Below are 10961 nucleotides of genomic sequence, written 5' to 3'. Positions count from 1 at the left end.
GACATGGGCAAGGAAACGGGCTTTCTCGAAATCGAGCGGCAGGACCGCGGCTATGCGGCGCCGGAAGAGCGGCTGAAGCATTACCGCGAGTTTGCCATCCCGCATTCGGAAGAGGCGATCTCCAACCAGGCGGCGCGCTGCATGAATTGCGGCATCCCGTATTGTCACAACGGCTGCCCGGTAAACAACATCATCCCGGACTGGAACCACCTGGTGTACGAAGGCGACTGGCGCAACGCGCTGGAAGTGCTGCATTCCACCAACAATTTCCCGGAGTTTACCGGCCGCGTCTGCCCCGCCCCGTGCGAGGCGAGCTGCACGCTGAACATCACCGAGGAACCGGTGACCATCAAGAGCATCGAATGCGCCATCGTCGATCGCGGGTGGAAGGAAGGCTGGATCAAGCCGGTGGAAACCGCGCGCAAGACCGGCAAGACCGTGGCCGTGGTCGGCAGCGGCCCCGCGGGGCTCGCCTGCGCGCAGCAACTGGCACGTGCCGGGCACACCGTGACCGTGTTCGAGAAGAGCGACCGTGTGGGCGGGCTGCTGCGTTACGGCATCCCCGACTTCAAGATGGAAAAGCAGCTGATCAACCGGCGCGCCGTGCAGATGGAGGCCGAGGGCGTCACCTTCCGCACCAGCACGGAAATCGGCGTAGATGTGTCCATCAAGAGCCTGAAGGAAAACTTCGATGCCGTGGTGCTGTCCGGCGGGGCGGAGCATCCCCGCGCGCTGGATATTCCCGGTGCGGAGCTGCCCGGCGTGCGGCTGGCGATGGAATTCCTGACCCAGCAGAACAAGCGCAATGCGGGCGATGACGAGACGCGCGCGGCCCCGCGCGGCAGCCTGACGGCAACGGGCAAGGACGTGATCGTAATCGGCGGCGGCGACACCGGCAGCGACTGCGTGGGCACGTCCAACCGCCAGGGCGCGAAGAGCGTGACGCAGATCGAGATCATGCCCCAGCCGCCCGAGATGGAAGACAAGCTGCTGACCTGGCCCGACTGGCCAATGAAGCTGCGCACGTCCAGCAGCCACGAGGAAGGCGTCAATCGCGACTGGGCCGTGCTGACCAAGGAAGTGGTCGGGCAGGACGGCCAGGTCACCGGCCTGAAATGCGTGCGCGCCGACTGGTCCGATGGTTCGCTGAAAGAAGTCCCCGGCAGCGAGTTCACCCTGCCGGCCGACTTGATCCTGCTGGCCATGGGATTCCTCGGCCCCCAGAAAACCGGCATGCTGGACCAGGCCGGCGTTGCCCTGACCGATCGCGGCAATGTGGATGCGGATACGAGTGCTTACGCCACCAGCGAGGAAGGCATCTGGGCCTGCGGCGATATGCGGCGCGGCCAGAGCCTCGTGGTCTGGGCAATCCGTGAAGGCCGCCAGTGCGCCGCAAGCGTGGACGAAGCGCTGACCGGAAGCACCCAATTGCCCCGTTGAAGCAACACCTCGTCGCAAACATACGTATGTATAGGTAATCCGCCTTCCCTTTACGTCAGGCAGCCTCTAGCCGCCCCCGCTTGCCCCAGCCCTTCGGGTCGCATCCCGGGACTGGCTGTCCGCGCTTACGCGTTGGACAGGGCCGCCGTGACTGCCCCCCAAGTCAGCGCGGCGGCCGGCTTTTACGCCTGATTGCGATCAACGAGCCGCCAGTCGATTGCGCCGCGCCCGCTGTGCTCCAGAAAGGCATTCACCTGGCTGAATGGCTTGCTGCCGAAGAAACCGCGATGGGCGGAAAGCGGGCTCGGATGCGGGCTCGACAGCACGAAATGCGGCGATCCGGCCTGCAGGCCCGCAATGGCCTGCGCCTTTCTCTGCGCGTGGCCGCCCCACAGCACGAAGGCGGTTGGCGCATCGCGGTCCGCCACGGCTTGGACAATCGCATCGGTGATGGCCTTCCAGCCGCGCCCCGCATGGCTTCCAGCCTTTCCGGCTTCCACGGTAAGCGATGTATTGAGCAGCAGCACGCCCTGCCGCGCCCAGGCGATCAGGTCGCCATGCTGCGGCGCTGCGATGTCCAGATCGCTCGCCAGCTCCTTGTAGATGTTGCGCAGGCTGGGCGGCAGCTTCTCTCCGCGCGGTACGGAGAAGCTGAGGCCCATGGCCTGCCTCGGGCCGTGATAGGGATCCTGCCCGATGATCACCGCCTTCACATCCTCCAGCGGCGTGAGCTCCAGCGCACGCAGGCGCTGTCCGCGCGGGGGATAGATCGTCTTGCCAGCGGCTTCCTCCGCCTGAAGCCAGCCGCCCAGAGCGCGGGCTTCCGGCGTGGCCAGGGCCGGCTCCAGCGCGGCGCGCCAGCTTTCGGGAACGCTTTCGTTCATGCATCGGGGAATACAGGCTGGCGCACACGCGCACCAGTTGCCCTTTCCCTCCATCCCCAATCGGCCTAGGGCGCTTCCATGGCTGTATATTTTCACGAAGAAGACCTGCCCGAAGGCGTGCTGGCGCCGGGCGATATTGCCGTCGACACCGAGACGATGGGCCTGATCACTGCGCGCGACCGCCTGTGCGTCGTACAATTGTCCGATGGCGGGGGCGACGAGCACCTGGTGCGCTTCAAGGTGGGCAGCGATTATGCCGCGCCTAACCTGAAGGCCGTGCTGGCGGACCCTTCGCGCACGAAGCTGTATCACTTCGGCCGCTTCGACCTGGCCGCGATCGAACATTACCTTGGCGTGATGGCCGCGCCGGTTTTCTGCACCAAGATCGCCAGCAAGCTGGTGCGCACCTATACCGACCGGCATGGCCTGAAGATCCTGGTCGACGAACTGCTGGGCGAGAGCATCTCCAAGCAACAGCAGTCGAGCGACTGGGGCGCCGACGAAATTACCGAGGCCCAGCGCGATTACGCCGCCTCCGACGTGCGTTACCTCCACCGCATGCGAGTCATCCTGGTGGAGCGGCTGGCACGCGAAGGCCGCACGGAAATGGCGCAGGCCTGCTTCGATTTCCTGCCCACCCGCGCCCGGCTGGACCTGGCCGGTTGGGCGGACCACGACATTTTCAGCCACATGTAAGCCGCCATGAGCGAAGCCGCAGACCGCATCCGCACACGCCGCCAGCAATTCGCCGCCCCGGGCAGCGCGCTGGACAAGACTGTGCGCACGCTGGCCTGGCTGCTCCCGGCGCTGGTGGGCAGCGTGCTCGCAATGATGGTGATCACCCCGCTCAGCCCTCGCGGCGAGGTCAGCTTCCTGCTCGATCGCAACAAGGTGGACATTGCCGACAACCGGCTGAGCGTGGAAAACGCGCTTTATCGCGGTCAGGACGGCCAGGGCCGACCCTTCTCCATCGGCGCTGACGAGGCGGTGCAGCGCAGCGCCAGCGTGCCCGTGGTGCTGATGCGCGAATTGCAGGCCCGCATCCTGCTGCAGGGCGGCCCCGCATCGCTGGTGGCGGACAAGGGCTTCTTCCAGCTGGAGGAAGACAGCGTCACGATCGACGGAATGGTGCAATTCGTCGCTTCCGACGGCTTCACCATGCAGGCGCGCAATGTCACGGTGGACCTTGCAGACAAGACCATGCGCGGCAGTGGCGGCATTTCCGGCGCGGTGCCCGCGGGCACGTTCAGCGCCAACGCGATCAATGCAGACCTGGAGACGCGCACCATCTCGCTGGATGGCAATGCCAGGATGCGAATGGTGCCGGGGCAGCTGCGCCTGCCTGCCGGACTTTGAGGACAAGACGATGACGAGACAGACCATAGCCCCGCAAACCCCGCCGCGCCGCTCGCTTCGCCAGCTCGCGCTGGGCGGCCTGGGTGCAGGCTTCCTCGCCAGCTGCGCGGCCACGCTGGCCTTTGGCGGCATTGCGGGCGCACAGAGCATCGCCGGGTTCAATTCCAACCAGCCGGTCAATTACGCCGCCGACCGGATCGAGCTGCAGGATCGGCAGAACCGCGTGGTCCTGTCCGGCGGCGTCGTGATTACGCAGGGCGATCTGCGCCTCACCGCCAGCCGCATGACCGTGGCCTATACCGACACCAACGGCTTGCAGATCCAGCGCATCGACGCGGTCGGCGGCGTCACCGTGACGCGCGGGAACGAGCGCGCCAGCGGCAATGCGGCGGTTTATGACTTCAATCGCCGCGTCATCGTGCTTTCGGGCGGCGTGGCGCTGCGCCGCGGCGGCGATACGCTGAACGGCGGACGCCTGGTCATCGACCTGAAGTCCGGCCTTTCCAGCGTGGACGGCCAGGGCGCGGCATCCTCCGATCCGGGTCCGACAGGCACGGGCGGCAATGGCCGGGTCAGCGGCAGTTTCGCCGTCCCCGACAGCTGAGGCAGGTCGCGCCGTGATCGACAGGTCCGGCCATTCCGACATGACCCAGCGCGCGCTGCTGGCGCTGCTGCGTCCGGACTTATCGGCCAGTCCGCTAACCGGCGACCAGTGGCAGGACCTGCAGGCCATGGCGCGCGAGCATCGCCTGATGCCGCTGCTCCATGCCGAACGGGGCGCCGATGCGCCGATCCCGCAGATGGTCCGGGAGGAATGGGCGGCGGCTTACCGCCAATCCGCCCTGACGGCCCTGGCCCAGCGGCGCGACCTCCTGCTGGCCGTGGACGTGCTGGGGCAGGCCGGGCTCGATAGCGTTTGCCTGAAGGGCAGCTGCCTTGCTTGGCAGGCCTATCCGGATCCGGCGCTCAGGCCCAATCGCGACATCGACATTCTCGTCGCCGCCGACCGGGCGGAAGAGGGCTGGCACGCGCTGCGCGCTTCAGGTTTCGCGCAGGAGGAGCCGGGCACGCCCGCCGATCCGGCGCGCGCTCCAAAGCATCTGCCCGGCCTGCTGGCCCCCGGCGGCACGATCGTGGAACTGCACCTGCATTGCTGGGAAGACGCGGCGGCTGTCGGCCATCCCATGCCGCCGCGGATCGATGAGCGCATCCTGTCCGGCCGGGTACAATGCGCCGCAGATACGGTCCCCTGCCCCGCCCCGCGCGACATGCTGGCCCACATCACGGTGCATGCAGCCTATTCCAACTGGCTCGACGGCGGGCCCCTCGCCCTGATCGACATGGCCGTGCTGGCGGCATCCGGGGATCTCGACTGGCCGGAGGTGTGGGCCGATGCGCACAGCGGCGGCTGGGCGCCCGGCCTTGCCCTGATGCTGACGCTGGCAGACCGCTCGCGGGCGCCGGGACTGCTGGAGAAATCGGGCTGCACGCTGGAGGTCGCGCCGGAAATCCTGTCCGACGCGCCATCGCTATTGCTGCAGCCACTGGGAGAGCGATCCGGCGCAGCGCTGATGGCAGGCGGGGTGAAGGGATCGGGCGGTATCGGCGAGCGTCTTGCCCGCGCGCGCAGGCAGGGGCTGGCATCATGGCTGGCCAGCCGCGTCCGCCGCACGATCGGCGATCTGGCCAATCCTGCGCTGCGCAGGCGCGCATCTGCGATGAAGCGTTTGGGGAAATGGCTGGATAGTGCGGGATAGGCCCTTCGCCGGGGGCCCCTGATACCGTAAGGTCACGCGATGCGTGCAAGGGCCCGGCCATGACACAAAGCAATGTCGCGAAGCGCGCGCTGATCACCGGCGTCACCGGGCAGGACGGTGCCTACCTTGCCCGGCTGCTGCTGGCGAAGGGCTATGAGGTCCACGGACTGAAGCGCCGTTCCTCCAGTTTCAACACCGGCCGGATCGAGGACATCTACCAGGATCCGCACGATCCGGACCCGCGGCTGGTGCTGCATTACGGCGATTTGACCGATGCGACCAACATCATCCGCGTGATGCAGGATGTGCGCCCGCACGAGGTCTACAACCTTGGCGCGCAAAGCCATGTGCAGGTGAGTTTCGAGACGCCGGAATACACCGCGAATGCCGATGCGATGGGCACGCTGCGCTTGCTGGAGGCGATCCGCATCCTGGGCCTGCAGGACCACACGCGCTTCTACCAGGCCAGCACGTCGGAAATGTTCGGCAAGGTCCGCCAGACCCCGCAGGACGAAGACACGCCCTTCCATCCGCGCAGCCCTTACGGCGTGGCAAAGCTCTATGCCCACTGGATCACGGTGAATTACCGCGAAGCCTACGGCATGCACGCGTCCAGCGGCATCCTGTTCAACCATGAAAGCCCGGTGCGCGGCGAAACCTTTGTGACCCGAAAGATCACCCGCGCCGCAGCCGCCATCGCGCATGGGCGGCAGGACACGCTTTACCTCGGCAACCTCGATGCCCGCCGCGACTGGGGCCATGCGGCCGATTTCGTGAAGGGCATGTGGGCCATGCTGCAGCAGGACGTGCCGGATGATTACGTGCTGGCGACAGGCGTCTCTCACACGGTTCGCGAATTTGCGGGCTGGGCCTTTGCCGATGCGGGATTGCCGATCCGCTTCGAGGGCGAAGGCGCAGGCGAAGTCGGCATCAGCGAAGCCGACGGGCGCATCCTGGTGCGGATCGACGAGCGTTACCTGCGCCCGGCCGAGGTCGAAACACTGCTCGGCAACCCGGCCAAGGCGCGCGAGAAGCTTGGCTGGGAGCCTGCGACCACCGCCCGCGAACTGGCCCGCGAAATGGTCGAGGCCGACCTTGCCGCGCTGCGCCAGCCGACATGAACTGGGCGCTGGAAGGCAAGAGGATCTATGTCGCGGGCGATCGCGGCATGGTGGGGCAGGCCATGCTTCGCCGCCTCTCGCAAGAGGACTGTGCGGTCCTGGCCGCGCCGCGCAGCCTCGACCTGCGCGAACAGGCCCCTGTGCGCGACTGGCTCGCCTCCGAGAAACCCGACGCGGTCATCGTCGCCGCCGCGAAAGTGGGCGGTATCCTCGCCAATGACAGCTGCCCGGCGGACTTCCTGTACGACAATCTCGCCATCGCGGCGAATTTGGTGGAAGGTGCACACCGCGCCGATATTGGCCGGCTGCTGTTCCTCGGCTCCTCCTGCATCTACCCGCGCCTTGCCGACCAGCCGATGGCCGAAGATGCCCTGTTGACCGGCCCGCTGGAGCCGACGAACGAATGGTATGCGATTGCGAAGATCGCCGGGATAAAGCTGTGCCAGGCTTACCGCGCGCAGCATGGCCGCAGCTACATCTCCGCCATGCCGACGAACCTTTACGGGCCGGGCGACAATTACGACCTTGCCGCCAGCCACGTCCTGCCCGCGCTCATCCGCAAGGCTCACGAGGCGAAGCTGGCGGGCGACCAGCGCCTGACTGTCTGGGGAAGTGGGAAGCCCTTGCGCGAATTCCTGCATGTCGACGACCTAGCGGACGCGCTCGTCTTCCTGCTGCGCGGTTATGACGCGGCGGAGCAGGTCAATGTCGGCAGCGGCGAGGAAACGAGCATCGCCGAACTCGCCCGCACGGTGGCCGAAATCGTCGGTTTCGAAGGGGCACTCTCCTTCGACAGCGGGAAGCCCGATGGCGCCCCGCGCAAGCTGCTCGACAGCAGCAGGCTTTCCGCGATGGGCTGGCAGCCGTCCATTTCGCTGCGCGAGGGCATAGCCGATGCTTACCGCGCCTTCCTGGCGGGTGAGGGGCGCGGCCTCTCGTGAAGCTCCTGGCCCTCGGTATCAATTACGCGCCCGAACTGATCGGCATCGGCCCTTATACCAGCGGCCTGCTGGAGGCGCTCGCGGCGGGCGGTGACGAGGTGAAGATCGTCACGGGTAAGCCCTATTACCCGGCATGGAAGCTGCCCGAAGGCTACAGGCAGTTCGATTACGAGACGGAGGATGCCGGCGGCGTGGAGATCCTGCGCGCGCCGCTTTACGTCCCGCGCCATCCGGGCGGGAAGCGCCGGATCGTCCACCACATGTCCTTTGCGGCCAGCGCCGTACCGCCCATGCTGGCGCGGGCGATGCGCTGGCGGCCGGACGTGGTGCTCTGCATAGCGCCCTCGCTGTTCTCGATCCCCGTCGCGGCGCTCGCCGCGCGCATGGCCGGGGCGAAACTGTGGGTGCATGTGCAGGATTTCGAGATCGATGCTGCCTTCGCGCTCGGCCTGCTGAGCGAATATGGACAGGTCGCGGTGAAGGCGCGAAATTTTGAATCCTCGCTGCTCCAGCGGGCCGATATCGTGTCCACAATCGGCCCCAAGATGGTCGCCAAGCTGCGCGCGAAGCAGGTCGATCCCGGCAAGATCCGCGAACTGCGCAATTGGGCGGAGCCTGGCTTCGGCCCGCAGTATGCAGATGGCGATACCATGCGCGCGGAATTGGGCCTGCAGGGCAAGACGGTTGCGCTCTACGCCGGCAATATCGCCAACAAGCAGGGGCTGGAACTGCCAATCGAGGCGGCGCAGATGCTGGCAGATCGCCCGGACATCGCCATCGTGATCTGCGGCGAGGGATCGCAGCGCGAGCGGCTGCAGGCGATGGGCGAAGGCCTGCCCAATTTGCATTTCCACCCGCCCCAGCCGGCGCAGCGCATGGCCAGCCTGCTGGCGATGGCGGACATGCACCTGCTGCCCCAGCACCCGCAGGCAGCTGACCTGGTCCTACCATCCAAGCTGACGAATATCCTCCTGTCCGAACGCCCCGTCATCGCCTCCGCTGCGCCGGGAACCGGCCTGCATGACGAGGTGCAGGGCTGCGGCATCCTGACCCCGCCGGGCGATGCCGCCGCGATGGCGGGCGCGATTGCGGAATTGGCGGACGATCCGGCCAAACGAGCTCGCCTCGGCAAGGCGGCGGGCGAGCGTGCGGCCGAGCGCTGGCAGAAAAAGGCCATCATCGAGCAGTGGCGCAGCGAGCTGCATGCGCTTGCGGCGGGATGACCGCCATGCGCATCTCCATTGCGCTCGCCACTTTCAACGGCGCGAGATTTCTGGCCGCGCAGCTGCAGAGCTTGGCGGCGCAAAGCCATCCGCCATTCGAGATCGTGATCGGGGACGACGGTTCGCGCGACGAAACGCTGGCCATCATCGCCAGCTTTTCTGCCATCAGCGACATCCCCGTCCGGCTGCTGGACGGGGCCGGGCCGAGCGGACCGAGCGCAAACTTCGCGCGGATCGCCGCGGCTTGCAGGGGGGATGTGATCGCCTTTTGCGACCAGGACGACATCTGGCGCGCAGACAAGCTGGCTAGCCTGTCGCGCGCCTTTGCCGCCAAACCTGCACCCTGGGTGGCGGTGCACGATGCGCGGATCGTGGACAGCGAGGGGGAGGACACCGGCCTGACCCTGTCCGGGCAGGCGCGCGCCGCGGGAGAGGGCACGCAGGCGCTGGTGGCCGGATGCTGCATGGCCTTCGACGCCCGGCTGCAGCCCGCCTTCGCCATGCAGCCCTTCGCGATGCGCGAGCACGATGCATGGCTGCCCGGGTTCGCCGCCCACTTCGGTCTGGCAAATTGGACGGACGACACGCTGGTCGATTACCGGCGTCACAGAGATAATGTGTCGCAGGGCTGGATCAGCCAGACCGCACAGGCATCGCGGCTCTCCCCCTTTGCGGACCGGCTTTCGCGCGCCCGCAGGGAGCCGATCCGGGGCAGGCTGGAAGCGGAAGAACTCCAGCTTTGCGCCATGCTGGAGCTTGGCAGCGGCCTGCGATCCGAACTCGAGAGCGAGATCGGAGGCGCGCGATACGGCGCCGGGATGGAGAGCCTTTGGAAGGACGAGCGCGCCGCGTCGCTGCGGCTGCAAGCAATCTCCGAGCCTGCGCTGCGGCGCCCCTTCCACATCGCGCGTGCGGCCGCTTCGGGCGCCTATCGCAAGGGCGGGCTGGGCAGCATGATACGGGACCTGCTGGCATGACGGGATGGCCCCGTAGCGTCCTGATCTTCTGCCCGGAAGCGCATGGCGGGCTGGCCGAACACGTCCATTATCAGGCGCGCGAGCTGGCTGGCCGCGCTATCGACGTGACCCTGCTGTGCCGGCCCGATTTCGTGAAACCGGCTGCCGGCGAACCCTACAGGCAGGATCGCAGCCTTGCCGCCGGGCCGGAAGGTCCCGGCATCATGGCCAGGCTTGGCCGGGCGGCGGCCGACGTTCGCAACAGGCTGGCGCTTGCAGTGCGTATCGGGCGCACGCGGCCCGATTTCGTGCTGTTGTCCGCCAATGCCGAATACCGCGCCGCCTTGTGGAGCGCGCCCCACATTGCGCTGCACCGGGCGGGCCAGATCTATCTCGCGAACTTCCACGACCATCGCTATCCGGCCGAGCTGCCCGCGGGCCGCATGGCAAACCTGCGCCTGGGCTATGCAATGATCGATGGAGGGCTGGAATATGCCTCGCGCGATGGCGAGCCATATCTGCCGGAGCGAATGATCGTCCGCAGCGCGCCATTCGGGTCCTTCGACGATCTGGGCGATTGCGATGCGGGCGGGGCACGGGAGTTTCGCGCATCGATCGGCGCCGCGGACGCAGAGACGCTGGCGCTCGCCTTCGGCCATATCAGGGACAGCAAGCGGCTGGACGTCGCCGTGCAGGCGCTGGCTCATATGCCGGGCGCGCACCTGCTGATCGCGGGCGGGCTGGCCAATGCCAGCCAGCGTCCCGCCAGCCATTACCGTGACATTGCACAGGCGCTGGGCGTGGCGGAGCGGTTGCACATCATCGACCGGTTCATCGAGGAGGCCGAGATCGCGAAGATGTTCCGCGCTGCCGATATCTGCCTCCTGCCTTATGGCGCGGACTTCCGCTCCGCCAGCGGCGTGCTGCATATCGCGGCGCATTACGGCCTGCCGGTCGTCGCATCGGGCGGGGAAGGCCCGCTTGTGGAGGCCATCGGCACCTTCGGCATCGGCAGCATCGTGCCGCCCGGCGATCCGGCGGCGCTGGCCGAGGCCATCCAGCATACGGCGCAGCGCAGCCGCGCCGAATTTGCGCCATCTTTCGCCCGCTTCCGCGAAACCCTGTCCTGGCAGCGCAATATCGACCTGCTGCTGGAGGTCGCCCGAGAGGTAAAGGCGCGCCGCGGCATCTAGCGCGCGCCATCCTTCCGCCAGAAACCGTTTTCCTACAGCCCCCAAGGCCCCCGATGCGCTGCCGCCTGATTCGCGCAGCAATGAGGAGGC

General features: G+C 67.1%; 11 protein-coding genes. 10 read left to right on the top strand and 1 reads right to left on the bottom strand.

Features of this window, described 5'->3' with window-relative positions; all coding sequences use genetic code 11:
- Positions 1-3 precede the first annotated feature (3 nt).
- Complete coding sequence (locus A6F65_RS02960) at positions 4-1440, top strand: glutamate synthase subunit beta (protein ID WP_067785832.1); 1437 nt, start codon at positions 4-6, stop codon at positions 1438-1440.
- A 182-nt stretch (positions 1441-1622) separates the two neighbouring features.
- Here the strand turns inward: A6F65_RS02960 and ung are convergent, their stop codons facing one another.
- Positions 1623-2324, bottom strand: coding sequence for a uracil-DNA glycosylase (gene ung, locus A6F65_RS02955; protein WP_067785829.1), 702 nt, complete (start codon positions 2322-2324; stop codon positions 1623-1625).
- A 78-nt stretch (positions 2325-2402) separates the two neighbouring features.
- Between ung and A6F65_RS02950 the strand changes: the two genes are divergently transcribed.
- The 9 genes from A6F65_RS02950 to A6F65_RS02910 are packed head-to-tail and all read left to right on the top strand — an operon-like array spanning position 2403 to position 10871.
- Positions 2403-3020: a ribonuclease D gene (locus A6F65_RS02950; protein WP_067785826.1), complete on the top strand. Its 618-nt coding sequence runs from the start codon at positions 2403-2405 to the stop codon at positions 3018-3020.
- A gap of 6 nt (positions 3021-3026) precedes the next feature.
- Positions 3027-3680, top strand: a complete 654-nt coding sequence (lptC, locus tag A6F65_RS02945) for an LPS export ABC transporter periplasmic protein LptC (RefSeq protein WP_067785821.1) — start codon at positions 3027-3029, stop codon at positions 3678-3680.
- Between the two features lie 10 nt (positions 3681-3690).
- On the top strand, positions 3691-4284 hold the full coding sequence (locus tag A6F65_RS02940; protein ID WP_067785817.1) for an LptA/OstA family protein: 594 nt from the start codon (positions 3691-3693) through the stop codon (positions 4282-4284).
- A 13-nt stretch (positions 4285-4297) separates the two neighbouring features.
- The gene (locus A6F65_RS02935) at positions 4298-5437 is read left to right on the top strand and encodes a nucleotidyltransferase domain-containing protein (protein ID WP_067785813.1); all 1140 of its coding nucleotides are present in this window, start codon (positions 4298-4300) and stop codon (positions 5435-5437) included.
- A 59-nt stretch (positions 5438-5496) separates the two neighbouring features.
- Positions 5497-6558, top strand: a complete 1062-nt coding sequence (gmd, locus tag A6F65_RS02930; protein WP_067785810.1) for a GDP-mannose 4,6-dehydratase — start codon at positions 5497-5499, stop codon at positions 6556-6558.
- Positions 6555-7499 carry a GDP-L-fucose synthase family protein gene (locus tag A6F65_RS02925; RefSeq protein WP_067785807.1) on the top strand — a complete coding sequence of 315 codons (945 nt, stop codon included), beginning with the start codon at positions 6555-6557 and terminating at the stop codon, positions 7497-7499. Before gmd ends, A6F65_RS02925 begins: the two co-directional genes overlap by 4 nt.
- Positions 7496-8722: a WcaI family glycosyltransferase gene (locus A6F65_RS02920; protein ID WP_067785804.1), complete on the top strand. Its 1227-nt coding sequence runs from the start codon at positions 7496-7498 to the stop codon at positions 8720-8722. Before A6F65_RS02925 ends, A6F65_RS02920 begins: the two co-directional genes overlap by 4 nt.
- Entirely contained in the window at positions 8719-9699 is a 981-nt protein-coding gene (locus A6F65_RS02915) for a glycosyltransferase (protein WP_067785802.1), read from the top strand. The genes A6F65_RS02920 and A6F65_RS02915 overlap by 4 nt, the downstream gene beginning before the upstream one ends.
- Complete coding sequence (locus A6F65_RS02910) at positions 9696-10871, top strand: glycosyltransferase (RefSeq protein ID WP_067785799.1); 1176 nt, start codon at positions 9696-9698, stop codon at positions 10869-10871. Before A6F65_RS02915 ends, A6F65_RS02910 begins: the two co-directional genes overlap by 4 nt.
- Positions 10872-10961: the final 90 nt, after the last annotated feature.

It is taken from the genome of Paraurantiacibacter namhicola (assembly GCF_001687545.1).
GTDB classification, from domain to species: Bacteria; Pseudomonadota; Alphaproteobacteria; order Sphingomonadales; family Sphingomonadaceae; genus Paraurantiacibacter; species Paraurantiacibacter namhicola.
The sequence above is the reverse complement of the archived record's forward strand: the minus strand, read 5'-3'. Positions and strand labels throughout refer to the sequence as shown.

What these genes read in the sequence shown, in the direction of transcription:
- A6F65_RS02960 (WP_067785832.1), top strand. Translation starts at nt 4, where the DNA reads ATGGGCAAGGAAACGGGCTTTCTCGAAATCGAGCGGCAGGACCGCGGC.
- ung (WP_067785829.1), bottom strand. Translation starts at nt 2,324, where the DNA reads ATGAACGAAAGCGTTCCCGAAAGCTGGCGCGCCGCGCTGGAGCCGGCC.
- A6F65_RS02950 (WP_067785826.1), top strand. Translation starts at nt 2,403, where the DNA reads ATGGCTGTATATTTTCACGAAGAAGACCTGCCCGAAGGCGTGCTGGCG.
- lptC (WP_067785821.1), top strand. Translation starts at nt 3,027, where the DNA reads ATGAGCGAAGCCGCAGACCGCATCCGCACACGCCGCCAGCAATTCGCC.
- A6F65_RS02940 (WP_067785817.1), top strand. Translation starts at nt 3,691, where the DNA reads ATGACGAGACAGACCATAGCCCCGCAAACCCCGCCGCGCCGCTCGCTT.
- gmd (WP_067785810.1), top strand. Translation starts at nt 5,497, where the DNA reads ATGACACAAAGCAATGTCGCGAAGCGCGCGCTGATCACCGGCGTCACC.
- A6F65_RS02925 (WP_067785807.1), top strand. Translation starts at nt 6,555, where the DNA reads ATGAACTGGGCGCTGGAAGGCAAGAGGATCTATGTCGCGGGCGATCGC.
- A6F65_RS02915 (WP_067785802.1), top strand. Translation starts at nt 8,719, where the DNA reads ATGACCGCCATGCGCATCTCCATTGCGCTCGCCACTTTCAACGGCGCG.
- A6F65_RS02910 (WP_067785799.1), top strand. Translation starts at nt 9,696, where the DNA reads ATGACGGGATGGCCCCGTAGCGTCCTGATCTTCTGCCCGGAAGCGCAT.